The 25543-nt window shown below is 63.4% G+C and carries 28 protein-coding genes, 1 tRNA gene and 1 pseudogene; 24 read left to right on the top strand and 6 right to left on the bottom strand.

Annotated features, from left to right (window positions below; translation table 11 throughout):
- Positions 1–219 precede the first annotated feature (219 nt).
- The 3 genes from NKJ58_RS28565 to hemW are packed head-to-tail and all read left to right on the top strand — an operon-like array spanning position 220 to position 2434.
- On the top strand, positions 220–630 hold the full coding sequence (locus NKJ58_RS28565; RefSeq protein ID WP_352462813.1) for a VOC family protein: 411 nt from the start codon (positions 220–222) through the stop codon (positions 628–630).
- Complete coding sequence (rdgB, locus tag NKJ58_RS28560) at positions 630–1277, top strand: RdgB/HAM1 family non-canonical purine NTP pyrophosphatase (protein ID WP_023816142.1); 648 nt, start codon at positions 630–632, stop codon at positions 1275–1277. The genes NKJ58_RS28565 and rdgB overlap by 1 nt, the downstream gene beginning before the upstream one ends.
- Complete coding sequence (gene hemW, locus NKJ58_RS28555; RefSeq protein ID WP_352854453.1) at positions 1277–2434, top strand: radical SAM family heme chaperone HemW; 1158 nt, start codon at positions 1277–1279, stop codon at positions 2432–2434. Before rdgB ends, hemW begins: the two co-directional genes overlap by 1 nt.
- 24 nt (positions 2435–2458) lie before the next feature.
- Here the strand turns inward: hemW and NKJ58_RS28550 are convergent, their stop codons facing one another.
- Both NKJ58_RS28550 and NKJ58_RS28545 read right to left on the bottom strand, forming a co-directional pair.
- Positions 2459–2647: a hypothetical protein gene (locus NKJ58_RS28550; protein ID WP_352462812.1), complete on the bottom strand. Its 189-nt coding sequence runs from the start codon at positions 2645–2647 to the stop codon at positions 2459–2461.
- 7 nt (positions 2648–2654) lie between these two features.
- Entirely contained in the window at positions 2655–2840 is a 186-nt protein-coding gene (locus NKJ58_RS28545; RefSeq protein ID WP_023687558.1) for a hypothetical protein, read from the bottom strand.
- A 172-nt stretch (positions 2841–3012) separates the two neighbouring features.
- Between NKJ58_RS28545 and rsmI the strand changes: the two genes are divergently transcribed.
- Positions 3013–3921 carry a 16S rRNA (cytidine(1402)-2'-O)-methyltransferase gene (rsmI, locus tag NKJ58_RS28540; protein WP_352514298.1) on the top strand — a complete coding sequence of 303 codons (909 nt, stop codon included), beginning with the start codon at positions 3013–3015 and terminating at the stop codon, positions 3919–3921.
- Positions 3914–4291 carry a YraN family protein gene (locus NKJ58_RS28535; RefSeq protein WP_352514297.1) on the top strand — a complete coding sequence of 126 codons (378 nt, stop codon included), beginning with the start codon at positions 3914–3916 and terminating at the stop codon, positions 4289–4291. The genes rsmI and NKJ58_RS28535 overlap by 8 nt, the downstream gene beginning before the upstream one ends.
- Before the next feature lie 174 nt (positions 4292–4465).
- On the opposite strand, the gene NKJ58_RS28530 is transcribed toward NKJ58_RS28535, so the two are convergent.
- Positions 4466–5272, bottom strand: a complete 807-nt coding sequence (locus NKJ58_RS28530) for an undecaprenyl-diphosphate phosphatase (protein WP_352514296.1) — start codon at positions 5270–5272, stop codon at positions 4466–4468.
- A 171-nt stretch (positions 5273–5443) separates the two neighbouring features.
- Here NKJ58_RS28530 and NKJ58_RS28525 point away from each other — a divergent pair, with 171 nt between their 5' ends.
- The 9 genes from NKJ58_RS28525 to NKJ58_RS28485 all read left to right on the top strand — a co-directional run bounded on the left by NKJ58_RS28525 (position 5444) and on the right by NKJ58_RS28485 (position 14658).
- Complete coding sequence (locus NKJ58_RS28525; protein WP_023672063.1) at positions 5444–6136, top strand: glutathione S-transferase family protein; 693 nt, start codon at positions 5444–5446, stop codon at positions 6134–6136.
- Positions 6117–7271, top strand: a complete 1155-nt coding sequence (gene queG / locus NKJ58_RS28520) for a tRNA epoxyqueuosine(34) reductase QueG (RefSeq protein WP_023745886.1) — start codon at positions 6117–6119, stop codon at positions 7269–7271. The genes NKJ58_RS28525 and queG overlap by 20 nt, the downstream gene beginning before the upstream one ends.
- Positions 7268–8368 carry an SDR family oxidoreductase gene (locus NKJ58_RS28515; protein ID WP_023745887.1) on the top strand — a complete coding sequence of 367 codons (1101 nt, stop codon included), beginning with the start codon at positions 7268–7270 and terminating at the stop codon, positions 8366–8368. The genes queG and NKJ58_RS28515 overlap by 4 nt, the downstream gene beginning before the upstream one ends.
- A 46-nt stretch (positions 8369–8414) precedes the next feature.
- The gene (mepA, locus tag NKJ58_RS28510) at positions 8415–9497 is read left to right on the top strand and encodes a penicillin-insensitive murein endopeptidase (RefSeq protein ID WP_460221917.1); all 1083 of its coding nucleotides are present in this window, start codon (positions 8415–8417) and stop codon (positions 9495–9497) included.
- 152 nt (positions 9498–9649) lie between these two features.
- Positions 9650–10669, top strand: a complete 1020-nt coding sequence (locus NKJ58_RS28505) for a glucokinase (protein ID WP_023710339.1) — start codon at positions 9650–9652, stop codon at positions 10667–10669.
- Positions 10670–10948: 279 nt separating this feature from the next.
- On the top strand, positions 10949–12808 hold the full coding sequence (locus NKJ58_RS28500) for an ABC transporter ATP-binding protein (RefSeq protein WP_352811069.1): 1860 nt from the start codon (positions 10949–10951) through the stop codon (positions 12806–12808).
- Complete coding sequence (gene dapB, locus NKJ58_RS28495; protein ID WP_352498532.1) at positions 12805–13626, top strand: 4-hydroxy-tetrahydrodipicolinate reductase; 822 nt, start codon at positions 12805–12807, stop codon at positions 13624–13626. Before NKJ58_RS28500 ends, dapB begins: the two co-directional genes overlap by 4 nt.
- Positions 13627–13653: 27 nt before the next feature.
- Positions 13654–14274: a 2,3-bisphosphoglycerate-dependent phosphoglycerate mutase gene (locus NKJ58_RS28490; protein ID WP_023749686.1), complete on the top strand. Its 621-nt coding sequence runs from the start codon at positions 13654–13656 to the stop codon at positions 14272–14274.
- 299 nt (positions 14275–14573) lie between these two features.
- A tRNA-Leu gene (locus NKJ58_RS28485) sits at positions 14574–14658 on the top strand.
- Positions 14659–14759: 101 nt separating this feature from the next.
- Here the strand turns inward: NKJ58_RS28485 and NKJ58_RS28480 are convergent.
- The 3 genes from NKJ58_RS28480 to NKJ58_RS28470 form a co-directional block, all read right to left on the bottom strand.
- Positions 14760–15104, bottom strand: a complete 345-nt coding sequence (locus tag NKJ58_RS28480) for a low affinity iron permease family protein (protein WP_023672069.1) — start codon at positions 15102–15104, stop codon at positions 14760–14762.
- 200 nt (positions 15105–15304) lie between these two features.
- A complete protein-coding gene (locus NKJ58_RS28475; protein ID WP_023672071.1) occupies positions 15305–15613 on the bottom strand; it encodes a DUF1236 domain-containing protein in 309 nt (102 codons plus the stop codon).
- A gap of 48 nt (positions 15614–15661) precedes the next feature.
- Positions 15662–15922 (bottom strand): hypothetical protein, encoded by a 261-nt coding sequence (locus NKJ58_RS28470; protein WP_245262541.1) that lies wholly within the window; start codon positions 15920–15922, stop codon positions 15662–15664.
- Positions 15923–16098: 176 nt separating this feature from the next.
- On the opposite strand from NKJ58_RS28470, the gene NKJ58_RS28465 reads away from it, so the two are divergent.
- The 10 genes and pseudogenes from NKJ58_RS28465 to NKJ58_RS28420 all read left to right on the top strand — a co-directional run bounded on the left by NKJ58_RS28465 (position 16099) and on the right by NKJ58_RS28420 (position 25472).
- Positions 16099–16398, top strand: a complete 300-nt coding sequence (locus tag NKJ58_RS28465) for a DUF1236 domain-containing protein (RefSeq protein WP_352498533.1) — start codon at positions 16099–16101, stop codon at positions 16396–16398.
- Between the two features lie 74 nt (positions 16399–16472).
- A complete protein-coding gene (locus NKJ58_RS28460; RefSeq protein ID WP_023681214.1) occupies positions 16473–16679 on the top strand; it encodes a hypothetical protein in 207 nt (68 codons plus the stop codon).
- Positions 16680–16955: 276 nt separating this feature from the next.
- Complete coding sequence (locus NKJ58_RS28455) at positions 16956–17288, top strand: ArsR/SmtB family transcription factor (RefSeq protein ID WP_352498534.1); 333 nt, start codon at positions 16956–16958, stop codon at positions 17286–17288.
- Between the two features lie 28 nt (positions 17289–17316).
- Positions 17317–17676: pseudogene (locus NKJ58_RS28450) on the top strand (arsenate reductase/protein-tyrosine-phosphatase family protein).
- 5 nt (positions 17677–17681) lie between these two features.
- Positions 17682–18371, top strand: a complete 690-nt coding sequence (locus NKJ58_RS28445; protein WP_352498536.1) for an aquaporin — start codon at positions 17682–17684, stop codon at positions 18369–18371.
- The gene (gene arsC / locus NKJ58_RS28440) at positions 18368–18829 is read left to right on the top strand and encodes an arsenate reductase (glutaredoxin) (protein WP_352498537.1); all 462 of its coding nucleotides are present in this window, start codon (positions 18368–18370) and stop codon (positions 18827–18829) included. Before NKJ58_RS28445 ends, arsC begins: the two co-directional genes overlap by 4 nt.
- Positions 18830–18859: 30 nt before the next feature.
- Positions 18860–19180, top strand: coding sequence for an ArsR/SmtB family transcription factor (locus NKJ58_RS28435; protein WP_352498538.1), 321 nt, complete (start codon positions 18860–18862; stop codon positions 19178–19180).
- 40 nt (positions 19181–19220) lie between these two features.
- Complete coding sequence (locus NKJ58_RS28430) at positions 19221–20609, top strand: NAD(P)-binding protein (RefSeq protein WP_352519101.1); 1389 nt, start codon at positions 19221–19223, stop codon at positions 20607–20609.
- Positions 20606–21823 carry an MFS transporter gene (locus NKJ58_RS28425; protein WP_352854448.1) on the top strand — a complete coding sequence of 406 codons (1218 nt, stop codon included), beginning with the start codon at positions 20606–20608 and terminating at the stop codon, positions 21821–21823. Before NKJ58_RS28430 ends, NKJ58_RS28425 begins: the two co-directional genes overlap by 4 nt.
- A gap of 457 nt (positions 21824–22280) precedes the next feature.
- Positions 22281–25472 carry an amino acid permease gene (locus NKJ58_RS28420; protein ID WP_352519102.1) on the top strand — a complete coding sequence of 1064 codons (3192 nt, stop codon included), beginning with the start codon at positions 22281–22283 and terminating at the stop codon, positions 25470–25472.
- The last annotated feature ends 71 nt before the right edge of the window (positions 25473–25543 follow it).

Here is a 25543-nt window from a genome sequence, read left to right as displayed (position 1 = left end):
CGGCCCAGCCGTCATCAACAAGCGATTCGTGTGTCATCGCAGCGTAGAATCACACCCGATTCCGCAAGGCAATACCTATCTTAGCGCCTATGCCCGCAAGGGGGGAGATCAGAGGTCGCTACCGTTTTCGCCAACCATCAACGTTGAGACGCCGCCAGCGGAACTGCCAATCTCCCCCCTTGCGGGGGGGATGCCCGGCAGGGCAGAGGGGGGTGCCTGATGCAACCCTCCGCTATTCTTGAGTCAGCGCTTTACGTCACGGATCTCGCCGCTGCCGAAGCCTTCTACTCCAACGTCCTCGGCCTCCCTCTCCTCGGCAAGGTCGACGGCCGCCATCTCTTCTTCCGCTGCGGCCCGGGCGTGCTGCTCATCTTCAACGCCGAAGCCACCAAAATCCCGCCGGCGCCCGATGCGCGGCTGAAAGTGCCGCCACATGGCGCGGTCGGCGAGGGCCATCTCTGCTTTGCCGCAAGTGCGGATGAACTCGCACAGTGGAAGCCGCAACTTGAGGCGAAAAACATCGCCATCGAAAGCGAATTCGAATGGCCGCAGGGCGGGCGCTCGATCTACATACGCGACCCCTCGGGCAATTCGATCGAATTCGCCGAGCCAAGGATCTGGGGCCTTTGATGCATTCTCTCGATGGAAAGAAGATCGTCGTTGCCAGCCACAATGAAGGCAAGCTGCGCGAATTCGCCGACTTGATGGGTCCGTTCGGCTTCGAGGCGAAGTCGGCCAAGGACTACGGCCTGCCGGAACCGGAGGAGACCGGCACCACCTTCGAGGAAAACGCCTACATCAAGGCCTTCGCCGCGGCTAAGGCGACCGGCCTGCCGGCGCTGTCGGACGATTCGGGCCTGTGCGTCGACGCGCTCGACGGCGCCCCCGGCGTCTACACCGCCAATTGGGCCGAAGCTCCCGACGGCAGCCGCGACTTCGGGATGGCCATGCAACGCACCGAAGTGGCCTTGCAGGAGGTCGGCGCCGCCGAGCCAGCGCAGCGCAAGGGGCGGTTCGTCGCCGTCATCTGTCTGGCCTTCCCCAATGGCGAGGCTGAATATTATCGCGGCGAAGCTGAGGGAACGCTGGTGTGGCCGCCGCGCGGCGAACTCGGCTTCGGCTACGACCCGGTGTTTTTGCCGGACGGTTTCGAAAAGACGTTCGGCGAGATGAGCGCTGAGGAAAAACACGGCTGGAAGCCCGGCCAGCCGACGGCGCTGTCGCACCGCGCCCGCGCCTTCCAGAAATTCGCCCGCGCCAGGTTAGGCTCAGCTTAATGTCGCTGGACCGCAGCCCGGGCTTCGGCGTCTACATCCATTGGCCGTTCTGCGCGGCCAAATGCCCGTATTGCGACTTCAACAGCCATGTCCGTCACCAGCCGGTCGACCAGGAGCGCTTTGCCCGCGCCTTCGAGACCGAGCTGAAGACCATGAGCGAGCGGACCGGGCCGCGCGAAGTGACCAGCATCTTTCTCGGCGGCGGCACACCGTCGCTGATGCAGCCGCAGACGGTGGCGGCGGTGCTGGACGCCGTGGCGAAGAATTGGACGGTGCCCGACGGCATCGAGGTGACGCTGGAAGCCAATCCATCTTCGGTAGAGGCCGAGCGCTTTCGCGGCTACCGCGCCGCCGGCGTCAACCGCGTGTCGCTCGGCGTGCAGGCGCTGAACGACAAGGATCTGCGCTTCCTCGGCCGGCTGCACAATGTCGAGGAGGCGCTGCATGCAATTGGCCTGGCACGGGACATATTCCCAAGACTCTCCTTCGACCTGATCTACGCCCGCCCCGGCCAGACGCTGGACGACTGGCAGGCGGAGCTCGAACAGGCGATCGGCCATGCCGCCGACCATCTGTCGCTCTACCAGCTGACCATCGAGGAAGGCACGCCGTTCCATGCCCTTCATGCGGCGAAGAAATTCATCATCCCCGATAATGACCGGGCCGCCGATCTCTATGCGCTGACTCAGGAGGTCACCGCGGCGCATGGCCTGCCGGCCTATGAGATTTCCAACCACGCCAGGCCGGGCGCCGAGAGCCGGCACAATCTGACCTATTGGCGCTATGGCGAATATGTCGGCGTCGGACCGGGCGCGCATGGCCGCTTTATCGAGAACGGCCACCGCACCGTGACGATCGCCGAGCGGATGCCGGAGACCTGGGCCAATCTGGTGGAGGCCAGGGGCCATGGCGTCACCGGCGGCGAGATCCTGACGCGCTCCGAAGAGGCCGACGAGTTCCTGCTGATGGGGCTGAGGTTGGTCGAAGGCATCGACCTTTCCCGCTACGAGGCGTTTTCCGGGCGCGGCCTGTCGAGCGCCCGGCTGACCGTGCTGCAGGATGAGGGGCTGGTGGCGCCGATCGGCAATGCCAGGCTACGCGCCACGCCAGCCGGCATGATCGTGCTCGATGCCGTGGTGGCGGATTTGGCGCGATAACGCCTTTGAAAAACGTGCTCTTCGTCAAGCGTCGTGCTTGAAGCGGCGCTTGCCGCGGTGTTTCTCGGCATGCGCCTCTCCGTTTCGGGCCGGCTTGGCGTCGCTCTTGTCCCGGCGGACGCTGTTCTGGTCGTTCATCGGATGCGGCGGCGCGCCTTCGCGGGCGCTCTTCGTTTCAAGACGGGTGATGAAGATATCGAAACGATTGGGCATCGTACGGTCAGTGCTCCGTCGTGCTGTCCGGTTTGTTGTCCGAAAGCCTGACATTCGTCGGCAAGGCGGTGGCCGCCCGACTGGCCAGGCCGGTGTCGCTTTCGGCGAGCGCACGCTTGCCCTTTCGCGCAGTGAAGCGCTTGCGCTCGGCATAATAGGGCTCGAAAACGTCCTGCAATTCCAGGCTGTCCATCCTGTCCTCCTCCTCAAGAGACTCAGGTATTCAATCCGCCAGCCACGCTTTCGTTCCCCACTGTGGCAAAGACATGGCCGCCGGGTTACATCGGCGTCAGGTTTGGCTCGACGTTCGGGATTTTGCAACCCGGCGCGCGCCGTGCCAAACAGGGCGAAATGGAGAGACCCCGGTGACCGGCGAGAAGCGCAGCTATGTGATCGGGCAGACCGAGATCGCGGTCCGGTCGGTGGCGCCGGCGCTGTATCTGGTGGCGACGCCGATCGGCAACCTCTCCGACATCACGCTGCGCGCGCTGGAGACGCTGGTCGCCGCCGACATCGTCGCCTGCGAGGACACTCGCGTCTCGCGCGTGTTGCTCGATCGCTACGGCATCCGGCGGCGCACCACCGCTTATCACGAGCACAACGCCGGCGAGGCCGGGCCGAAGCTGATCGCGGCTCTCGAGGCCGGGCAGAGCGTGGCGCTGATTTCGGATGCCGGCACGCCGCTGATCTCCGACCCAGGCTACCGGCTGGTCGGCGAAGCTCTGGAGCGCGGCCTGCGCGTGGTGCCGATCCCCGGCCCATCGGCGCCGCTGGCGGCGCTGACGGCGTCGGGCCTGCCGTCCGACGCCTTCCTGTTTGCGGGGTTTCTGCCGGTGAAATCTGGACAGCGGCTGACAAAGCTCGAAACGTTCAGGGCGGTGCCGGCAACGCTGATCTTCTTCGAGTCGCCGCGTCGGCTGGCCGAAACGCTGGTCGCCATGGTCGAGGCGTTGGGCGGCGCGCGCAAGGCCGCCATCGGCCGCGAGCTGACCAAGACTTTTGAAGAGATGCGGACGGGAACGCTGCAGGCGCTGGCCGACCACTATGCGGCGGCTGACACGCCGAAGGGCGAGATCGTCATCTGCGTCGGGCCCGCCGAGATCAAGCCCGACCAACCCGCCGACATCGACAGGCTGCTGCTGTCGCTGGCCGCCGAAATGCCGGCGTCCAAGGCGGCGGCGGAGGCGGCGAAGATGACTGGCGGCCAGAAGCAGGCGCTTTACCGGCGGCTGCTGGAACTCAGGGATGCGGTTGGAGAAGGCGAAGGTGGCTGAGCGCCCGGCCGCCAGCCGCCAAAAAGCCTATCGGCGCGGCCATCGCGGCGAGTGGCTGGCGGCAGCGGCGCTGATGCTGAAAGGTTATCGCATCCTCGCCCGCCGGCATCGCACCCGCTTCGGCGAGATCGACCTGATCGCCAAGCGCGGCGACCTGGTGCTGTTCGTCGAGGTCAAGGCGCGGCGCACGCTGATGGAAGCGATGGAGGCGATTGGCCACGAATCGGAGCGCCGCATCGAGGGCGCGGCCGACATCTGGCTGTCGCGCCAACCGGATTACGGCAGATTGTCGATGCGCTTCGACATGATCGCGGTGCTGCCCTGGCGCTGGCCTGTGCATGTCGAGAACGCGTTTTATGGGAGGAGTTAGCGGCCTTTACCCTCCCCCTTGTAGGGAGGGTCGGTGAGCAAGCGACGCGTCGTTGGCGAAACGGGGCGGGGGTGTGGCGCCGACCCCACCCCGATCCGCTTTGCGGATCGACTGACCGGGGCGAGCCGCCTGTCTCGCCCGTCCTTCGGACCCCCACAAGGGGGAGAGTAAAGCTCACCCCCAGATCATCAACGCCACCAGCCCGACGCCACCCACGACCAGGCGCCACCAGCCGAACAGCGAATAGCCGTTGCGCGAGACGTAATCGAGCAGGAAGCGCACGACGATCAGCGCGGTAAGGAAGGCGGCGACGAAGCCGATGGCGATGATCGGCAGATCGGCGCTGCTCAGCACGTTGCGGTTCTTGAACAGATCGAAGGCGAAGGCGCCGACCATGGTCGGGATGGCGAGGAAGAAGGAGAATTCCGCCGCCGCGCGCTTGTCGACGCCCAGCAGCAGCGCGCCGACGATGGTCGAACCGGAGCGCGACGTCCCGGGGATCAGCGACAGGCACTGGAACAGGCCGATTTGCAAATAAAGCCTTGTCGGGAAGCGCTCGACGTCGCGGTAGACCGGCTGCAGCTTCATGCGGTCGATGACCAGCAGCACGACGCCGCCGATGATCAGCATGATGCAGATCAGCCTTGGCGATTCGAACAGCACCGTCTTGATGAAATCATGCGCCAGCGCGCCGATGATGGCGGCCGGCAGGAAGGCAATCAGGATGCCGAGGACGAAATGCCGCGTCAGCCGGTCATGCGGCAGGTCGAGCAGCATCTGCCACAGACGGCGGAAATAGACGCTGAGGATCGCCAGGATGGCGCCGAGCTGAATCAGGATCTCAAAAGCCTTGCCGGTGGAATGGAAGCCGAGGAAATGGCCGGCGAGCAGGATATGGCCGGTCGAGGAGACCGGGATGAACTCGGTCAGCCCCTCCAGCAGGCCGAGCAGCAGGGCTTCGACAATGGTATGGCTATCCATATGGCAACCTCGGCATTCAAGGGACGGAAGGAAACGGCTGGCAAAAGGGCTTGCTTGTCACGGCGCGGAAGTCCCCCTATAGGTCGCAGCACCGTGACGGCCGCATGACGGGCCGCCAAGACTTACCGGTGCGGACGGCGATTCGCCAGTGCGCCTTAATATCGCGGAATCATGCTGACGCTTTTCCATCACCCGATGTTCGCCACCTGCCGCTTCGTGCGCCTCGCCTTCGGCGAATATGGCGAGGAGCTGGCGCTGATCGAGGAAAAACCGTGGACGCGGCGCAAGGAGTTTCTGGCGCTGAACCCCGCCGGCACCTTGCCTATCCTGCTGGCCGAAGGCGACGTGCCGATCGTCGGCGCCATGGTGATCGCTGAATATCTCGACGAAACACGTGGTGTCCTGAAGCGCGACAAGCGCCTGTTTGCCGAAGACCCGATGCAGCGCGCCGAAATCCGCCGCCTGACCGACTGGTATCTCAACAAGGCCGAGAGCGAAGTGACCCGGCATCTGGTGCGCGAGCGCGTGCTGAAGCCGGTGATGCCGGAAACGGCGGGCGGCGGTTCCCCCGATTCGGCGGCGATCCGCGCGGCGCGCGCCAACATTCGCCAGCACATGAAGTACACCAACTGGCTGGCCGGCACCCGTCATTGGCTGGCCGGCAGCAAGGTCACCTATGCCGACCTGGCGGCAGCGGCGACGCTGTCGGTGCTGGATTATCTCGGCGAGATCGATTGGCGCGAGCATGCCGCGGCGCGCGAATGGTACACGCGGGTGAAATCGCGGCCGTCGTTCCGGCCGCTGCTCTCCGACCGGGTGCGCGGCCTGTCGCCGGTGTCGCATTATGCGGACCTCGACTTCTAGAAGCCAAACCCTGCGCGCGCTAGTCGACGCCGAGGCGCGGCGCGCCGGCTTCGATGCGGTTGCCGTCACCACGCCCGATGCGATCCCGCTGGCGCCAGCCAGATTGGCCGAATTCGTCGCCGATGGTTTTCACGGTTCGATGGCGTGGATTGCGGAGACGCTTCAACGCCGTAGCGAGCCTTCGACGCTGTGGCCCGAGGTGCGCTCGATCATCGTGCTGGCAATGAATTACGGCCCCGACCACGATCCGCGTGCGCTGCAGGCAAGGCGCGATCGCGGCGCGATCTCGGTCTATGCGCAAAACCGCGACTATCACGAGGTGATGAAGGGCCGGCTGAAGGAGATCGCCGGCAAGATCGTCGCGCGGGCCGGCGGCGACGTGAAGGTTTTCGTCGATACGGCGCCCGTGATGGAAAAGCCGCTGGCTGAGGCCGCCGGGCTCGGCTGGCAAGGCAAGCATACCAATCTGGTCAGCCGCGAGCACGGCTCCTGGCTGTTTCTCGGCACCATCTTCACCACGGCTGAGCTCACGCCCGATGCGACCGAGGTAGACCATTGCGGTTCCTGCCGCGCCTGTCTCGACGCCTGCCCGACCGATGCCTTTCCGGCGCCCTATCGGCTCGATGCCAGGCGCTGCATCTCCTACCTGACCATCGAGAACAAGGGGCCGATCCCGCAAGAATTCCGCGAAAAGATCGGCAACCGCATCTATGGCTGCGACGATTGTCTCGCCGCCTGCCCGTGGAACAAGTTTGCCCGCGCCGCTTCGGAAGCCAAGCTTGCTGCCCGCGACGAACTGCGCGAGCCGCCGCTGGGCGAGCTGTTGCAGCTGGACGACACGGCGTTCCGGTCTTTCTTCTCGGGCTCGCCGATCAAACGCATCGGCCGCGACCGCTTTGTCCGCAACGTGCTGACCGCCGCCGGCAATTCCGGCGATGTTTCGCTGGCCGGCCCGGTGCGCGCCCTCCTTGGCGACGCCTCGCCGCTGGTGCGCGGCGCGGCGATCTGGGCGCTGGCGCGGCTGGTGCCGGCCGCCGAATTCAACAGGCAGGCGGCGATCTACTCGAACACTGAAACCGACAAGACAGTGCGGGGCGAATGGCTGTCCGTATTGCCAATTGAGGCGCACGCATGAGCGAAAAACAGGTTTTTATCTTTGGCGCCGGCTATTCGGGCAAAGCCTTTGCACGGGCCAATGCGGGCTGGCACGGTTTGCGCACTACGAATACCCCCACCCCTAACCCCTCCCCACAAGGGGGAGGGGAACTCGCGGAAGCGCCTACCTTCGCAGACCCAGCGACTGGGATCGGTAAGAGCGCGCGGCAACGTTCCCTCCCCCTTGTGGGGAGGGGTAGTGTGGGCGCCCCTGTTCACAAGAATCTCATTTTTGGCACCACGCGCTCATTGGAAAAATTCGACGCGCTGCGGCAGGTCGGCATCGCGCCGCTGCTGTTCGACGGCGCCCTGACCCCTGAAATCGGCGATGCGCTGGAAAAGACCACCCATCTCGTCGTCTCGGTGGCACCGGAGGAGGCCGGCGACCCTGTGCTTCTCGCCGCGCGCAAGGCGATCGAGGCGATGCCGGCGCTTCGCTGGATCGGCTATCTCTCGACCGTCGGCGTCTATGGCAATTATGACGGTGCCTGGGTCGATGAAACGGCCGAATGCCGGCCGGTGTCGAAACGCTCGTCGATGCGAGTGGCGGCCGAGCGGGGCTGGCTGCAGCTTGGACTCGAGACCGGCAAGCCGGTGGCCATCCTGCGGCTTTCCGGCATTTACGGGCCGGGTCGCAACGCGCTGGTCAATCTGGAAAACGGCACGGCCAGGCGGCTGGTCAAGCCCGACCAGGTGTTCAACCGCATCCATTGCGACGACATCGCCGGCGCGCTCTGGCACCTCATCGGTGGCAATAGAGGCGGCATTTTCAACATCACCGATGACGAGCCGGCGCCGCCGCAGGATGTCGTCACCTATGCCGCTTCGCTGATGGGCGTCGAGCCGCCGCCGGAGATTCCTTTCGAGACCGCCCAACTTTCGCCCATGGCGCGGTCCTTCTATGGCGAGAACAAGCGCGTCGCCAACGCCGCGATCAAGGCAGCGGGCTACCGGTTCCGCTATCCGGACTACCGCCAGGCGTTCGATCGGATGTGGGCCGACGGCAGCTGGCGCGACGGCGAGCCGCGCAGCCCGATGAAGGTAGATAATCGAAACGCGAGCCCGAGGGTGATATGATTCGATTGTGTTGCGGACTTTTGCAGTGGGGTTCATGACGATTTCGATGCGATCCTTGACCGGCAGACGGCCGTTCCTGACGGCGGCGCTGGCGATCGTGGCGCTGGCCGGGCTGGTGGCGGGCGCAATCACGGCCGAGCCACGGGCAAAAGACCTGTTCGGCGCCAAGAAGCTGCCGGCGGTGGCTGCGGCGCAATCCTTCGGCTTCTATTCAAAGGGCTGCTTCACTGGCGGCGTCGCCATTCCGATGGACGGCCAGAACTGGGAGGTGATGCGTCCCTCGCGCAACCGGCGCTGGGGTCATCCAACGATGATTGCGCTGATCGAGAAACTGTCGCGCGATGCCGCCGCCGACGGCTGGCCGGGGCTTCTGATCGGCGACATTTCGCAGCCGCGCGGCGGGCCGATGCTGACCGGGCACGCCTCGCACCAGATCGGCCTCGACGCCGACATCTGGCTGACGCCAATGCCCGACCGCAAGCTCACCACCCAGGAGCGCGAAAACATCAGCGCCACGCTGATGGTCGACGACAAGACGCATCTGGTGAAGGACAGGCTGTGGAAGCCGATGCATACCAAGCTGTTGAAGCGCGCGGCGAGCTATCCGGAAGTCGAGCGCATCCTGGTCAATCCTGGGATCAAGAAGAAGCTGTGCGACACCGTCACCGGCGACCGTACCTGGCTGAGAAAAATCCGGCCGTTCTGGGGCCATGACTATCATTTCCACATCCGCATCGGCTGCCAGCCGGGTTCGCCCAACTGCAAGGGACAGGAAGCGACGCCCGACGATGACGGCTGCGGCAAGCCGCTGGCCTGGTGGTTTACCGAGGAGCCGTGGCGCCCCAACAAGAACCCGGATGCGCCCAAGGCGCGCGACCTGATGACGATGGCGAACCTGCCGAAACAATGCCAGTTCGTGCTTGACCAGCCCGACGCGGACTCGGCCGAAGCCGTCACCTATCGCGGCGGCGGCGTGCCGATCGCCGCCAGGGCGCCGGAACCCGACGCGCCTCCGCCTATTGCGGGCAATGCGGGCGGCTTGCCAAACGCAGCCAACGCCTTCACCGCCACGCCGGAGATCGGCATTCCCCTGCCAAGGCGACGGCCGCCGGCAAACGTCGGACAGTGATGGCGAACTGACGCTTTCCCTTTCCGGGGCCATGCGCTAGTCAATCGATTGAACACCGGGCGATTGAACACCGGGCGATTGAAAAACCGGGCGATTGAAAACCGGGCGATTGAAACGGTCGCAACGGCGCCGCAAAGGGGACGAGCAAGAGCATGTCAGGCGACGACGACACCGCGTTGCGGTTTCCAGTGCTGATCGGCGACATCGGCGGCACCAATGCGCGCTTTTCGATCGTGCTCGACGCAAATTCGGAAGCCGGTGAGCCGCATATCGTGCAAACCGCCAATTTCGCCACCATAGACGAGGCGATCCAGGCGGCGGTGCTCGACCGGTCGTCCATCCGGCCGAATTCGGCAGTGCTGGCCATCGCCGGACCAGTCGATGGCGACGAGATCCCGCTTACCAATTGTCCCTGGGTGGTGAAGCCGAAGCAGATGTTTGCCAATCTGGGCCTGGGCGACATCGTCGTGCTCAACGATTTCGAGGCGCAGGCGCTGGCCGTCGTGGCGCTCGGCGAAGAGCACATGGAAAAGATCGGCGGCGGCACGCCGGAGGAGAATGCCGGGCGTGTCGTGCTCGGTCCCGGCACCGGCCTCGGCGTCGCTGGGTTGGTTCATGCCCTCCACCACTGGATACCGGTGCCTGGCGAAGGCGGCCACATGGATATCGGTCCGCGGACGCCGCGCGATTTCGAGGTGTTCCCGCATATCGAAAAGCTGGACGGCCGCATTTCGGGCGAGCAGATCCTGTGCGGGCGCGGTCTGGTCAATGTCTACCGGGCGGTCGCCAAGGCCGACGGCAAGCCGGCGCCGTTCACCACGCCGGCCGAAATCACCGGGGCGGCCCTGGCCAAGACCGATGCGGTCGCCGAGGAAGCGCTGGCGCTGTTCGTCACCTGCCTCGGCCGCACCGCCGGCGACCTCGCGCTGGTGTTCATGAGCCGCGGCGGCGTGTTCTTGACCGGCGGCATCGCGCAAAAGATCGTGCCCGCGCTGAAGGAAGGCAATTTCCGCGCCGCCTTCGAGGACAAGGCGCCGCACAGCGCGCTGATGGCCTCGATGCCGGTCTATGTCATCACCCACCCGCTGGCGGCACTTCTGGGCCTTGCCGCCTATGCCCGCAACCCTTCGCTGTTCGGCGTCCAGACCGCGGGGCGGCGCTGGCGGGCATGATCCATTTCGTCCCGAAAACGGGTATTTTCTTGGAAATGGCTGCCGCTTTCGTGACCCCAACCTCGGGCCGCGACGAAGTTTCGCCATAGGCAAGCCGTAGCCGGGGCGCTAAGAGGGGCCGAATTCCAGCCTGGCATCCCTAGGGCCTGATGATTTCGGATCGAATCGACCTGAAATCTGAATCCGGCTCTAAATCAAAGAGATAGAGCATGATGTCGTCCGAAAACCGCTTCACACTTTTCGGCATCATGCTCTAGCAAACCACGAAGCGCCCGCGATTTGACCGCTCAAAGTCCACTCAAACTGAAAGTCCAGCCAGCTGAGGTCACTGCGGTGCTGCGCCGCATCCTGGCCGAAAACGGCAGTGAATATCGCTGGACCTATGTCGTTGCCGTCGGCTGCCTGCTGATTGTTTCCGCCACCACCGCCTTCACGGCGTGGATCATGGCCCCGATGATCAACGAGATCTTCTACGAACGACGCGGCGACATGATCGTCTGGATCTGCGCCGGGTTCATGGCCGCCTCCGTGCTGCGCGGCTTCGCCGGTTACGGCCAGGCGGTCGCGTTGGCCAAGATCGGCAACAATCTGGTCGCCCGCTACCAGAAGCGCAGCTTCGACCACCTGATGAAGCTCGGCGTCGACTTCTTCAACGATACGCGTTCCGGTCGGCTGGCGGCACAGGTCAACGAGAATGTCGGCGGCGTTCGCGATCTGCTGTCGCTGACGCTGACCTCCATCAGCCGCGACGCGGTCTCGCTGATCGCCCTCGTCGGCGTCATGATCTACCAGGATCCGGTGTTGTCGCTCAGCTCGCTGCTGATCGGGCCGCCGCTGATCTGGGCCGTCGTCTACATCACCCGCCGATTGCGGCGCATCAACCGGGAATCGGTGCTGATCAACTCGCGGCTGAACGGGTCCGTACAGGAGGCCACGCAAGGCATCGCCATCGTCAAGGCCTTCACCCTGGAAGCCGAGCTGGCGCGCCGGATCGGCATCATGGCCGATACGGCCGAGCAGCGTAACAACAAGATCGCCCGGGTCGCGGAGCGGCTGTCGCCGATTTCCGAGATTTTGGGCGGTTTCGCCATTACCTCCGTCCTTGCCTATTCCGGCTACCGGGCGCTGGTGCTCGGACAACCACCAGGCGCTGTGTTTTCCTTCATCACCGCGCTGATCATGGCCTACGATCCGGCACGGCGCCTGGCTCGTACGCAGGTCGGTATGGAACGTGCCCTGGTCAACGCCCGGATGATTTACGAGCTGCTCGACCTGGAGCCTAAACAGGGCGATGCGCCCGACGCGGTCGAAGCCAGGATCACCACCGGCGAGGTTCGCTTCGACAATGTGACGTTCGGCTACAGCGCCGACATGCCGGTGATCAGGAACCTGAGTTTCACCGCCGCGGCCGGCAAGGTTACGGCGGTGGTCGGGGCCTCGGGTGCCGGCAAGACGACGCTCGTGGCGCTGCTGCAGCGCTTCTACGATGTCGACAAGGGTTCGATCGAGATCGATGGCCAGGACATTTCCAAAGTCACCAAGCACTCGCTGCGCGGCTCGATCGCCTATGTCTCGCAGGCGCCCTATCTGTTCGAAGGCAGCATACGCGACAACATCCGTTTTGGCCGACTTTCGGCGACCGACGCCGAGATCGAGCGGGCGGCGGTGCTGGCGGCGGCCGACGAGTTCATCCGTCAGCAGCCGCAGGGCTACGACACGCCCGTCGGCGAGGGCGGCTCGACACTTTCCGGCGGCCAGCGCCAGCGCGTCTCGATTGCGCGGGCGATCGTGCGCAACGCGCCGATCCTTTTGCTCGACGAAGCGACCTCGGCGCTCGACAACGAGGCCGAGGCGCGCGTCCAGGAGGCGCTGACCCATGTGATGGAAGGGCGCACCACCATCGTCATCGCGCACCGCCTGTCGACGGTCGTCAACGCCGACCACATCATCGTACTTGAAGAGGGCCGCTTGGTCGAGGAAGGCAACCATGCCAGGCTGATGGCCGATCCGGACAGCGTCTATGCCCGCTTCCACCGCATTCAAGGCAAGAACGGACTGGGGCTTGTCGACGACTCGAAGCCCGTCCAAACTCCGGTCCGGCGCAGCCGCGCCAAGAAGGCGGTGGGGAGAACAGCATGAGCGAATCCAGCGAAATGGGCCTGGTGGTGGTGGGGGCGGCCGGCCGCATGGGCCAGACGCTGATCCGCGCCATCCATTCGATCCCCGGCGCCCGCGTCGTCGGCGCGGTCGAACGAACCGGATCGCCCTATCTCGGCAGGGATGCGGGCGAGCTTGCCGGCATCGGCATCATCAATGTGACGATCGGCGACGATCCGCTGCCGGTGTTCGCCAAGGCCGACGGCGTGCTCGATTTCACCATGCCGGCAGCCACCGTCGAATTCGCAGGCTATGCCGCGCAGGCACGCATTGCCCATGTCATCGGCACCACCGGCTGCTCGGCGGAAGACGACGCCAGGATCGAGGCCGCGGCGCGCCACGCGACGATCGTCAAATCCGGCAATATGAGCCTCGGCGTCAATCTTCTGGCGGTGCTGGTCGAGCAGGCCGCGCGCGCGCTCGGTCCAGAGGATTTCGACATCGAGATCCTCGAAATGCATCACAAGCACAAGGTCGACGCGCCCTCGGGCACCGCCTTGCTGCTCGGCGAAGCGGCGGCGGCGGGACGCGGCATTTCTCTTGCCGGCAACGATGTGCGGTCACGCGACGGCCATACCGGCGTGCGCAAGCCAGGAGCGATCGGCTTTGCCAGCTTGCGCGGTGGCTCGGTGGTCGGCGACCACAGCGTCATCCTGGCCGGGACCGGCGAGCGCATCACGCTGTCGCACCATGCCGAGGACCGCGCCATCTTTGCCCGCGGCGCGGTCAAGGCCGCGCTCTGGGCGCGCGGTAAAAAGCCCGGACTTTATTCCATGCGGGACGTGCTCGGCTTGAGCTAAACTATCCATAATTTTGAAGGAGCAAACATGTCGGGAACTCTCGTGCTCGTGCGCCACGGCCAGAGCGAATGGAACCTGAAGAACCTGTTCACCGGCTGGCGCGATGTCGACCTTACCGAGCAAGGCCACAAGGAGGCCAAGGAAGCCGGCCAGAAGCTCAAGGCACGCGGCTTGAAATTCGACATTGCCTTCACCTCGGCGCTGATCCGGGCGCAGAAGACCTGCCAGCACATTCTCGACGCGGTCGGCCAGAGCGATTTGAAGACGATCCGCGACCAGGCGCTGAACGAGCGCGACTACGGCGACCTCTCCGGTCTCAACAAGGACGACGCGCGTCAGAAGTGGGGCGAAGAGCAGGTGCACATCTGGCGCCGCTCCTACGACGTGCCGCCGCCCGGCGGCGAAAGCCTGAAGGACACCGGCGCTCGCGTCTGGCCCTATTATCTTCACGACATGCAGTCGCATGTGCTGAAGGGCGGCACCGTGCTGGTCGCCGCGCATGGCAATTCGCTGCGCGCACTGATCATGGCGCTGGACGGCAAGAGCGGCGAGGAGATCGTCAAGCTCGAGCTCGGCACCGGCGTGCCGGTGATCTACGAGCTCAACGCCGATTCCACTGTGGCGTCGAAGGACGTGCTGGAGGGGTGAGGTTTTCGGCCAGCGCATTCGCCAAGTCGGCGCTGCCCCTCATTGCCCTGCCGGGCAGTTCTCCCGGTGTAGTGACGGGGAGAAAGGGCTGGCCGCAGCCTCGGCGCTCTTCTTGTGACGCAGGTGACCGGCGAAAATCATCGATGAGAGCGCCCCTCTCCCCGTCACTGTGCGGGGAGAGGATGCCGGCAGGCAGGTGAGGGGCGGCGCTGACCCCCGGGAAACTAAGCCGGCAGGCAGCGGCCCTCGAAAAAGCGCGTTGACACATATCGTTTGCCCGCTTACATGAGCCCGCACCAGCCCAGATGGCGGAATTGGTAGACGCGCACGGTTCAGGTCCGTGTTCCGCAAGGAGTGGAGGTTCGAGTCCTCTTCTGGGCACCAAATTCCCGTTTCGGATAAGTCCGAAATGATTTAGACGCGAAGCAAAAAAGCCCGGTTCCCGGGCTTTTTTGCTGATGGATGACAGATAGTCCAGCGGAGGGTCAATGCGGCGGGCGAACCGCTTTCATTGCTTCTTCTTCGAGTGTCTGGAGCTTCTCCCGAATCTCCTCCGGCTCGGCATGCTCCAAGCCGACGACATCGTTTCTGGTCTCATTCAGCGAAACGATAATCTCATCAAGCTTGGCGTGGATGGCGGCCGTGTCGCGGTAACCCTGGATCAGCACAACGCCGGTGATCACGATGGCCGCTACCGACAATGCGTAGGTGACCACATTGGTCAGGCCGAATGGCACCAACGCAGTACAGAGCAGCATGGCTACAAGAAGGACATAGAAGCCCGGTGGCCGGGATAGAAAGTCGCCCATCACAAAGAGGAAGCGGTTCATATCCAGGCCGCGGTCAAAAATGCCACGAGTGCGGTGACGGCTACGCAAATTGGAATTGCCGCGAGTAAGGCAGCTTCCAGGACCCAAGTTTCCTTGTCGCTAAACATCAGACATCCTCCCGTTCAGAAAACGGCTGCCCGTAGAGCCTTCACAGCTCAGCCACAGCCCGCCGCTCCAGACCGGAGCGGCGGGCTCGCGCGTTACTCGATGATCTGCACGACCTTGCGCGTGTCGGGATCGACGAGAACCGCATGATCTCCGACAACCGTATACTTGTAGCGCACATCCGGAACGTCGATTGCGTGGAGCTCGACAGTGTCTGGAAGTGCCGTGCCGACATTGAGTTCGACGCCGAGCAAACTGACTGAGGCCAGCTTCTGCTTATGGATATATTCGCGAACGACCGTCTGTTGTTCGGGCTTGAGAACAATAACGTCCTCGGCAAACGAGGTGCCGATGCCCGCCATAAGGACGAGGGCGCCGGCGGCGCTGACGAAATATCTGGTCATGGGAATTTCCTTTTCATAGGTCAGTTCGGAAGCGTGGATACGAGCAGATCAGCCGCCACTCGCAGGGGCTGGGGCAGGTGCCGCAGGCTTTGCGGGTGCAGCCGGAGCTTCCACCTTTGGCGCTTCAACCTTGACGTTGATATCCTTGCCGCCGTCGCCGCGGATATTGATGACGCCGGTAAAAATAAGCAATACTACGACTGCAATAAGTGCAAGAACAACAGCAATTGCAGTGCCGCCCCCACCACCAGAATTAACAACAGTTGGGCCGTCGGCCATGTGTTCCTCTCCTGTTTTATTTAGTTGCATTTGGGAAACGCCTGCCCCACTTGAACGTTCCGCTTCGGGACTTGGGTCTTAGCTGATATCCGACTTTGGTCTGGTTCGCCGCAGACTGAAGTCACAGGAACAATCTGGCTGATCTCAAGTTCGGTCCCTCGGCGAACAGGCGTGGTGCCGTCGCCGGATTACGCGAGGAGAAAACCATGAAAATCCACTTTGCAAGTGCCGCTGCAGGCTTGTTGCTTTTGGCTGAGGTCGGCGCCGCCGCAGCTCAGGATGTCGTCATCACACCGGAGCAGGATACGGTCGTCCGCGAATACGTAAAAAAGCAGCCGCTGGCTTCGGTGAAGATCCCGGGCGTGGAGCTGAACGTCGGCAGTGCCTTGCCTGATACGGTCGAGCTGCACGAAGTTCCCAACGTCAAATACCGCTACGTCGTGGTCGACAACCGCACCGTCCTGGTCGATCCCAGCACCCGGAAAATTGTGAAGGTCTACGACTGATCGAATAGCTGCCGCCCGCCGCCGGCCATGGCGGCGGGCAGCGGATTTCACATTGCGCTCCAGGATGATCGAAGATGATCGATGACGTCGAGACATCGCCAGCCCTTGATACCCGCCTGGGTTCTCTCAGGGCGAGAATGCGCGATGCGCGCATAACAGAGGCCGACATGAAGACCTTTCAGAAAGTCGCATCCATCATGGTTGGCGGCAGTGGCCGCATCAGCGGCGATGACCTGATTGCAGCGTCGTTCGTCCTCGAGGACCAGCCGGAAGGCTTGTGAGGCGGAGTACTCACGTGTGCAGGCTCTCGCAACGCTGGTCCCAAGTCCAAAGCGTTTGCGAAGTACAATCGCCGAACCGGTTCAAACCTGCTATCAGGTGCCTTGGGCCAGCTTCTCGCCCTGGTGCTGAACACATTCCTGCTGCCGGCGCTCGCGGCGATCCTGTTCATATCTGCGGTCAAGATCTGGAAGCCCGCTAAATCGATCCCCCTCCTGGATGTCATCCAGATGTCATACGCCTTGGCTATGTGGCGATAAATCTGGATTTGTGGATACGTGAACAAAGAGACCGCCCTTGTCGCGCCCGCGGCGCTTGGCCAGGATACAAGGCTGGAGGTTTTCCGGCTGCTGGTTCGGGCCGGTGTCGAAGGCGTGCCCGCTGGCGAGGTCGCGGCGCGCTTAAGCATCGTCCAGAACACCATGTCGGCGCATCTGAAGATACTCGGCCATGCTGGGCTGGTCCGCGCTGAGCGCGAGGGGCGCACCATTCGCTATGTCGCCAACATGACCGGTTTCCGTGACTTGCTTGCTTACCTGATGGAGGATTGCTGTAACGGTGCGCCGGAGCTTTGCCCGTCGGTAATCCAGGCGGTGACTTGCAATTGTTAAGCTGAGTGAATGCCAGGGGGAGGAAGCCATGAGCGATCAGATTTACAATGGGTTGTTCCTGTGCACCGGCAATTCGGCGCGGTCGATCCTCGCGGACGCGATGCTGAACCGTGTCGGCGCCGACAGGTTCAAGGCCTTTTTTGCCGGCCCCCATTCGAAGGGTTCGGTCCATCCCTATACGCTGCAGCTTCTGAAGACCGTTTGCGACAACGCAGCCAATGAGTCCTGTCCCGTATGGCCCGGTCAGCCGATGACGTCTCATTGGGGGAGCCCGTTCACGCAACCGTCGAGGCAATCTTCGTCAGCCTGCCGATGAATACGGTCGATAAGCTTGCCTTGCAGAAGCGCCTGAAATGAGATCGGTCGCAATCACCCCAATGCAGGCTGAGCAGCATGGCCACTGATTTGTCCCGACGCCTCGCCGCCGAAGCGCTCGGCACCACCATGCTGGTTGCCGCCGTTGTCGGTTCGGGCATCATGGCCGATCGCTTGACCGACGACGTGGCGCTTTCGCTCCTCGGCAGCACGATCCCGACCGGCGCTATTCTGGTGGTGCTGATCACCATTCTTGGGCCGATCTCCGGGGCGCATTTCAATCCGGCCGTCACGCTGGTGTTCGCGCTTCGACGTGAGATTGAAGCCAGAACAGGGTTGGCTTACACTGTCGCCCAAATTCTGGGTGGCGTTGCCGGAACGTTCCTAGCTCACGCGATGTTCGAACTGCCGATCCTGCAGGTGTCCGAAACCGTGCGAACCGGAAGCGGCCAATGGATCGCAGAGTTGGCGGCCGCCTTCGGCTTGGGGTTCACCATCCTTGCCGGCTTGCGCTTTCGCAGTGATGCCATTCCCTGGCTGGTCGGGCTCTACATCACCGCCGCGTATTGGTTCACGGCATCGACCTCGTTCGCCAATCCGGCGGTCGCCATTGCGCGCGCGTTTTCCAACACGTTCGCCGGGGTCCGGCCGCTCGATGTCCCGGCCTTCATCGTCGCCGAACTACTGGGCGCGCTGCTCGCCGTGGCTCTGGCCGGCTGGCTGCTTTCAGAACCCAAACCCGAGTCACAGATGAAAGCTGCGCAATGACCATCACCATCTATCACAATCCCGATTGCGGCACCTCGCGCAACACCCTGGCGATCATCCGCCAGTCCGGCGAAGAGCCGGAGGTGATCGAGTACCTCAAGACGCCTCCTTCGCGCGAAAAGCTGATCGAGCTGATTGCGGCGATGGGGATGACACCGCGCGATTTGCTGCGCGAGAAGGGTACCCCCTTTGCCGAACTCAACCTCGGCGATCCCAAGTGGAGCGACGACGAGATCCTCGATTTCATGCTGGCGCATCCGATCCTGATCAACCGGCCGATCGTGGTGACGCCGCTCGGCGCCATGCTCGCCCGGCCGTCGGAAGCCGTCCTCGACATCCTTCCAAATCCGCAGATCGGCGCCTTCACAAAGGAGGACGGTGAGGTCGTCACGAATGCCGAGGGCAAACGCGTCGTCCGAGCAACGCGTTATTTCGACGGCAATCGAAACAACGCTTGATTGCGTCGGTCACTGGCGTATTGTATTTCGATGAGACTCGAACAAGCAGCAAAACAGCTCGAGGCGCTCGGCAATCCGACGCGGCTGAACCTCTATCGCACACTGGTCAGGGCCGGTGCAGCCGGCAGGCCGGTCGGCTATCTGCAGGAAAGTCTCGGCATCGCCGCATCGACGCTGTCGCACCATCTGCACCGGCTGATCCTGACCGGCCTCGTGACTCAGGAGCGGCAGGCAACGACGCTGATCTGTCGCGCTAACTATCCCATCATGAACGACCTCATCGGCTTCCTCGCCGACGAATGCTGCGCCGACGTCGCCTGCAATCCTGCCGAAGGCGAGGCCGCGGCATAATTTTTGGTTCTATTTCGATAATCCCGGAAGGATGGAAACTATGGTTTCTCGAAGCGATCTCCCCGTTGCCATCATCGGCGCCGGTCCTGTTGGCCTGGCGGCAGCCGTCCATCTGCTGAAGCAGGGCCTGCCAGTAAAGCTCTATGAATCGGGTAGCGAAGTTGCGTCCGCCCTGCGGGATTGGGGTCATGTCAAAGTGTTCACGCCCTGGCGCTACTGCGTCGACCAGGCGGCGCGAAAATTGCTCGAGGTCCATGGCTGGCGCATGCCGGAGCCAGAGGCATTCCCCACCGCCACCGAGCTTGTCGAGCATTACCTGGAGCCGCTTGCCAAGCTGCCGGAACTGACGCCGGTGATCGAAACCGGCGCCCGCGTCGTTGGCATCTCGCGTTGGGGCGCCGACAAGGTGTTGAGCAAGGCACGCGGGACGCGGCCCTTCATGCTGGTGGTCGAAACGGCCAATGGCACAAGGCGCGATCGCGCCTGCGCCGTGATCGATGCATCCGGCACCTGGCAGACGCCAAATCCGCTCGGCGCGGGCGGAATCGCGGCCGAGGGCGAGGCCGAGAATGCCGGCCGTATCGCCTATGGAGTTCCTGATATTCTCGGCCGTGACCGCGCTCTTTATGCCGGCCGCACGACGCTGGTTGCCGGCTCGGGGCACTCGGCCGCTAATGCCTTGCTCGACCTCGCCACACTGGCCGATGCCGAGCCCGGCACGGCGTTCATCTGGGTAACGCGCGGCACCGACCTCGTGCGCATCTATGGCGGCGGCGACGCCGATGCCTTGCCGGCGCGCGGCGAGCTTGGCGCCGATGTTCGCGACCTGGCGGAAAGCGGCCGCGTCTCGCTTGTGACAGGATTTTCAACCGTCGCCATCCGTGCCCAGGAAGATCGCTTGATCGTCGAAGGCGAGACGGCAGGCGGTTTGCGCCAGGTAGGCCCTATCGACCGCATCATCGCCGCAACCGGGCAGCGCCCCGACCTCTCGCTGACCAGGGAGCTCCGCCTCGACCTCGATCCGTGGCTTGAAAGCGTCAAGGCACTGGGGCCGCTCATCGATCCCAACGAGCATTCCTGCGGCGATGTGCCGCCGCATGGCCATCGCCAGCTCAGCCATCCCGAGCCCGATTTCTATACGGTCGGAATCAAGAGCTACGGCAGGGCGCCGACCTTCCTGCTGCTGACGGGTTATGAACAGGTCCGCTCCGTCGCCGCCGCGCTTGCCGGCGATATGGCTTCCGCCGACGTAGTGCAACTGGTGTTGCCGGAAACCGGGGTCTGTACGGTGCCGTCTTCTGCACTTGGCGCTGCCTCCAAAGGCTGTTGCGGCGGCCCGGCAGCAAAGGAGGCGGATGCGTGCTGCGTCGCCGATGCCGCCGCAAAAGCTGTCGGCAAGGGTGGGTGCGGTTGCGGCGTTGCCGCGTGAGCTTGCTGCCATCATCGACCGCCGGCGTGCGCAGCCGCGGCACGATCGTCACGGCGCTTGGCCTTACACAGATCATGGCGTGGGGCTCCTCCTACTACCTGCCGGCCGTCATTGCGCCGGCAGTGTCGGCTGAGACCGGCTGGTCGTTTCCTTGGGTGATCGGCAGCCTGTCGCTCGGCCTGCTCGTCGCGGGCCTGATCTCGCCGCATGTCGGCGCCGCGATCGAACGCCATGGAGGGCGCGTGACGCTGGCCTTCAGCGCCCTCTGCCTCGGCTTCGGCCAACTCGTCCTCTCCGTGTCTGCTAGTCTGGCTGTTTTTGTCATCGGCTGGCTGATCATGGGTTTTGGCATGGGGGCCGGCCTGTACGACGCGGCCTTCGGCACGCTTGGCTGTCTCTATGGCCGCAACGCTCGCTCGACCATTACCAGCCTCACCCTGTTTGGCGGCTTCGCCAGCACCATGTGCTGGCCGATTTCGGCCTTTCTGCTCGACACGTTTGGCTGGCGCGGCGTGTGCCTGGTCTATGCTGCGATCCAGCTTTGTATGGCGCTGCCGGTCTATCTGCTCATCTTGCCACGCGGCGTTCCCGCCGAAACGACGCCCGCAGCCGCCATTGAGCCCGAAACGGGTCTAGCGCCGCGAACCCTGCCGCTTATGGCCACGCTTGCAGCAAGTATCACCCTGTCCGCCGTCATTTCCTCCACCCTATCGGTTCATCTGCTGACTATCCTGCAATCGGCCGGCCTGGCGCTGGGCGCGGCGGTCGGCCTCGGCGCGCTGGTCGGCCCGTCCCAGGTCGGCGCCCGCGCGGTCGAGATGGCGATCGCCCGCTATCACCATCCGATCTGGACCAAGCTGGCGTCGGTGACTTTTGTGGTCATAGGCGTGGCGACGCTCTGGACCGACCTGCCTGTCCTGCCGGGCGCTCTGATTTTCTACGGCGCCGGCATCGGCCTGGAATCAATCGCGCGCGGCACGCTGCCGCTCGCCCTGTTTGGCGCCACCGGCTATGCGAAGCTGATGGGCCGGCTCGCCATGCCGAGCTTGATCGCCCAAGCTGCGGCGCCGTCCGTAGGCGCGCTGCTCTTGCAGCATACCGGTGAACGCGGACTGCTGACGGCACTGCTCGGGCTCGCCCTGATAAACATCGCACTGGTCGGCGCGCTGTTTGCCCTGCAACGCGGGGCTATGCGGCGTGCTCGCACAAGTTAGCTCCAGCTTGAGGCACGGCGTGAAGTCTCGGTGCTTGCCCCCACGATGGCGAGGTACGAAGTCAAAAAGCGGTCAATGTGCTTAGCGATCTACAGTCGACTTCAGCCGCCGTTTCGAATGATGGCGCCCCGCGATCACGAGATTTGTCGATAATAATCGATATAAGGCTGTATTCGCGACTATTCGATCGCTCTTCCATAGTGGGCGATTAGATAAGATTGGAAATGATATCCCAGATCGGAGGAGATCGATCCATTCGGGCCGGCATCAGCATGATTGAACCGCAGCTACCGCAAGTTGACAGCGATCATCGGGCGGATCTGGTTTGGTACGAAGTCTTAATACGTCTCACCTAAGGTCCAACTTTGACTTCGGGAGCGCGACGTTCGACAGACATATCTCCGCAGGTTACATTCGCCAGTCAGACAGCGCTCCGCACTCGAATGGATGTCTCTGAATGCCGGGCCTCACGCCTTCACGACCGCACCCGAGAACCTTGGGATGGATGGGCACGACAGCGCTCGCCATGGGTGGCAGCAATCAAAGTTTGTTTCTGATTGCCGCCCTTTTTGTCGGCCAGGGGAATATTCCCGGTCAAGGAAGCGCTGCGGTTCCTTTGCTCGTTGTTGGTCTGCTTCTAAGCTGGGCCGCCGCGCCTGCGTGGACCGAATTGGTTCTCATGTGGCCAAACCGCGTCGGCGGTATCTCTGCAGCGTGCGCCGAAGCCTTCCGACCTTACAGTCCCGTTCTCTCGGCTCTGACGGGCACCTGCTATTGGTGGGGTTGGGTGCCGACCTGCGGACTGACAGCGGTTCTTTCAGCGTCTGCAATACAGCAATGGTACCTGCCGGGCCTCCCCGTGGAGGCGGTCGCCTGCGGGCTCATCGCATTCTTTACGGCGGTCAACCTGTGTGGAATCAAGTGGGTGGTCCAACTGGCGATCCCGATCGCCACTGCCTCCGCGACGCTTGCGTTTCTCTCATCCCTCGTCCCGGTCATCAGTGGCTCGGTCGACTGGCGGCAGGCGACGGATTTTGCCCTGACCAGCCCGTTTACCGGCCTGTTCGGCGATATCACGTCGGTGATGGCGGGACTGTACCTGATCGGGTTTGCCGCACCGGCATTTGAGGCTGCAGCCTGCCATGTTGGCGAAACCATCGATCCCAACCGCAACATTCCTCTGGCGATGTGGGCCAGCGCCGCAATGGCCGGCGTCTATTTCCTGGTCCTGCCGGTTGTCTGGCTGGGTGTGCTCGGGCCGGAGCCGCTAGGCACCGACCTCGCCATAGCTCTCGGGCCCACCTTTGCGCCCTTGTTGGGGAGTTTCGGCAAGGCGGCCGCCATCTGGCTCATCATGCTGAACATGTTCCATGGAACGTTGCAGCCATTGGCAGGCGCCGCGCGGACCCTTGCGCAGCTGAGCGAAGACGGCCTGCTGCCGAGCTTCCTGGCCAGGCGCACCTCAACAGATTGTCCCTGGGCGGCAACGCTGCTCACAGCTGCTGCGGCAATCGGCTTCATGCTGTGCGGATATCCGCTCTGGATGATCGCCGCGGCCAATTTTACGTACCTGATCAGCATCTGCATGCCAAACATCGCAGTCTGGCTCTTGCGCCGTGACAGTCCCGAAGCCGAGCGACCCTTCCGGGCTCCCAGGGGAACGATCATCCTTGGCGTCGGCGCGGCTGCAATATGGCTGTTGACCGCCATACTGGGATTTCAGCAATTTGGCCTTCCTACCGTCCTGTTCGGTCTGGCTTTGGCATATTCGGGTGCTGCGCTATACGCCTGGCGCACGATGGAGGATCGATACGCACTCGGTCTACCCTTGCTGCCACATACGCTTCACCTGAAGCTTACCGGAGCCATGCTTTTTGTGCTCGTGCTTGACGGTGCCGGCTATTTCCTGGCGATCGGCAGCGTTCCCCAAGGCGACACTTCATTGGTCGCCGCGCTGGAGGACATTTTTGTCGTTGTCGCGCTGCTGACCATCAGCGTTGGCCTGATCTTGCCGGGGATGATCACCCATTCGGCGACCGAGGTGAGCAACGCGGCAAAGCGTCTGACATCCGGAACGCTGAAGGATTTCTCTCTTGCCATGGTCGCCCTGGGGCGGGGAGACCTCGCCGCGGCGCACGCCTCCGTGAACATCATGCCGGTTACCGTAAACTCTCGTGACGAACTTGGAGAGATGGCCGAAAGCTTCAATCTGCTCCAGGACAAGGTGAGGGAAGCCGCCCACGGCCTGGACGACGCGCGCGAGAACATGAACGTAGCGCGCACCGAACTGATGGCGCGGCACGAGGAAATCGCGCATCTCGCGCACCACGATCCGCTTACCGGCCTGGCGAACCGAGCCGCGCTTGCAGCACACCTGGCCACGACGCTCGAGCGCGCAAAAGCAACGCACGCCAGCTTTGCCGTCTTCAGCATCGACCTTGACCATTTTAAAGAGGCGAACGACGTTTTCGGGCACGCCGCCGGCGACGATCTGCTTTGCACCATCTCCCGGCGTCTCCAAACCGCGGCGCCTGAGGCCTTTATCGCGCGCATGGGCGGCGACGAATTCACGGTTGTCCTGGCCATGGATGACCGGTCCGCGAGTGCCAAGGACGTTGCGGACCGTCTGTTCGAATCGGCGGCAGGCAAATTCGAAATCCGGGGCCAGCACATTTCGATCGGGGTGAGCATCGGCGCGGCGATCTATCCGAAAGACGGAGAGAATGCCGCGGCGCTGATGGCAAATGCCGACGCAGCGCTCTACCGGGCCAAGGCGGACGGTCGCCGAATGGTGCAATTCTTCGACCCTGAGATGGATAAGCGACTAAGAGAGCGCTACGCCTTGCAGCGAGATTTGCGCTCTGCGGTCGGCCATGGCGAACTTGTGCTTCATTACCAGCCGCAAGCCAGGATAGACGGCGAAATCTTCGGTTTCGAGGCACTCGCCCGATGGCACCATCCAAAGCATGGGCTCATCTCCCCAAACGCGTTTGTCTCGCTTGCCGAACAGGATGGCACGATCGTTGAGATAGGTGAATGGACGCTCAGGCAGGCGTGCAGAGACGCGGCCTCCTGGCCCTCACCGCTGCAGATCGCCGTCAACCTCTCTCCCGTGCAATTCCGTTTCGGGGACCTGGTAGGCCTCGTTCATTCTATCCTCTACGAGACCGGCCTTGCTCCGGGGCGGCTGGAACTGGAAATCACGGAAGGGGTTCTCATCCGCGACCGGGCAACTGCCTTGTCGGTTTTGCGGAGGTTGAAGGCGTTGGGCGTCAGGGTCTCGATGGATGATTTTGGCACGGGGTATGCCTCACTGTCCTCGTTGCAGGCGTTTCCATTCGACAAGATCAAGATCGATCGCAGTTTTGTTTCGGGTGTCGGCTCGAATGTCCAATCGGCGGCCATCGTGCGCACGATACTCAGCCTGGGGAATGCGCTGGCCTTGCCTGTCATCGCGGAGGGTGTCGAAACAGAGGACGAGCGTGCCTTCCTGATGAAGGAAGGATGCCCCGAAATCCAAGGATATCTGGTAGGGCGCCCGCATCCGATAGCGCTCTACAAAAATGTGACGAATGGGATTTCGCCAGGATCTGCCTTCGCGGAGCCCAAGGATACCACCGCACCCCAGGCGCTTAGCGTAACGCGATAGCCCGGCGCCGACCGTCGGCGCGCTGCTCTTGCAACACACCGGTGAGCGAGGACTGCTGGCGGTACTGCTCG

The organism is Mesorhizobium sp. M0139 (assembly GCF_040322455.1).
Taxonomy (GTDB): Bacteria; Pseudomonadota; Alphaproteobacteria; order Rhizobiales; family Rhizobiaceae; genus Mesorhizobium.
This window is presented reverse-complemented; position numbering and strand designations above follow the sequence as displayed.

What these genes read in the sequence shown, in the direction of transcription:
- NKJ58_RS28475 (WP_023672071.1), bottom strand. Translation starts at nt 15,613, where the DNA reads ATGACCAGATATTTCGTCAGCGCCGCCGGCGCCCTCGTCCTTATGGCG.
- NKJ58_RS28490 (WP_023749686.1), top strand. Translation starts at nt 13,654, where the DNA reads ATGTCGGGAACTCTCGTGCTCGTGCGCCACGGCCAGAGCGAATGGAAC.
- NKJ58_RS28420 (WP_352519102.1), top strand. Translation starts at nt 22,281, where the DNA reads ATGCCGGGCCTCACGCCTTCACGACCGCACCCGAGAACCTTGGGATGG.
- NKJ58_RS28465 (WP_352498533.1), top strand. Translation starts at nt 16,099, where the DNA reads ATGAAAATCCACTTTGCAAGTGCCGCTGCAGGCTTGTTGCTTTTGGCT.
- rdgB (WP_023816142.1), top strand. Translation starts at nt 630, where the DNA reads ATGCATTCTCTCGATGGAAAGAAGATCGTCGTTGCCAGCCACAATGAA.
- NKJ58_RS28460 (WP_023681214.1), top strand. Translation starts at nt 16,473, where the DNA reads ATGATCGATGACGTCGAGACATCGCCAGCCCTTGATACCCGCCTGGGT.
- NKJ58_RS28550 (WP_352462812.1), bottom strand. Translation starts at nt 2,647, where the DNA reads ATGCCCAATCGTTTCGATATCTTCATCACCCGTCTTGAAACGAAGAGC.
- NKJ58_RS28565 (WP_352462813.1), top strand. Translation starts at nt 220, where the DNA reads ATGCAACCCTCCGCTATTCTTGAGTCAGCGCTTTACGTCACGGATCTC.
- NKJ58_RS28505 (WP_023710339.1), top strand. Translation starts at nt 9,650, where the DNA reads ATGTCAGGCGACGACGACACCGCGTTGCGGTTTCCAGTGCTGATCGGC.
- NKJ58_RS28470 (WP_245262541.1), bottom strand. Translation starts at nt 15,922, where the DNA reads ATGCAACTAAATAAAACAGGAGAGGAACACATGGCCGACGGCCCAACT.
- hemW (WP_352854453.1), top strand. Translation starts at nt 1,277, where the DNA reads ATGTCGCTGGACCGCAGCCCGGGCTTCGGCGTCTACATCCATTGGCCG.
- NKJ58_RS28530 (WP_352514296.1), bottom strand. Translation starts at nt 5,272, where the DNA reads ATGGATAGCCATACCATTGTCGAAGCCCTGCTGCTCGGCCTGCTGGAG.
- NKJ58_RS28545 (WP_023687558.1), bottom strand. Translation starts at nt 2,840, where the DNA reads ATGGACAGCCTGGAATTGCAGGACGTTTTCGAGCCCTATTATGCCGAG.
- NKJ58_RS28515 (WP_023745887.1), top strand. Translation starts at nt 7,268, where the DNA reads ATGAGCGAAAAACAGGTTTTTATCTTTGGCGCCGGCTATTCGGGCAAA.
- NKJ58_RS28480 (WP_023672069.1), bottom strand. Translation starts at nt 15,104, where the DNA reads ATGAACCGCTTCCTCTTTGTGATGGGCGACTTTCTATCCCGGCCACCG.
- arsC (WP_352498537.1), top strand. Translation starts at nt 18,368, where the DNA reads ATGACCATCACCATCTATCACAATCCCGATTGCGGCACCTCGCGCAAC.
- NKJ58_RS28445 (WP_352498536.1), top strand. Translation starts at nt 17,682, where the DNA reads ATGGCCACTGATTTGTCCCGACGCCTCGCCGCCGAAGCGCTCGGCACC.
- dapB (WP_352498532.1), top strand. Translation starts at nt 12,805, where the DNA reads ATGAGCGAATCCAGCGAAATGGGCCTGGTGGTGGTGGGGGCGGCCGGC.
- NKJ58_RS28430 (WP_352519101.1), top strand. Translation starts at nt 19,221, where the DNA reads ATGGTTTCTCGAAGCGATCTCCCCGTTGCCATCATCGGCGCCGGTCCT.
- NKJ58_RS28435 (WP_352498538.1), top strand. Translation starts at nt 18,860, where the DNA reads ATGAGACTCGAACAAGCAGCAAAACAGCTCGAGGCGCTCGGCAATCCG.
- NKJ58_RS28525 (WP_023672063.1), top strand. Translation starts at nt 5,444, where the DNA reads ATGCTGACGCTTTTCCATCACCCGATGTTCGCCACCTGCCGCTTCGTG.
- queG (WP_023745886.1), top strand. Translation starts at nt 6,117, where the DNA reads ATGCGGACCTCGACTTCTAGAAGCCAAACCCTGCGCGCGCTAGTCGAC.
- mepA (WP_460221917.1), top strand. Translation starts at nt 8,415, where the DNA reads ATGCGATCCTTGACCGGCAGACGGCCGTTCCTGACGGCGGCGCTGGCG.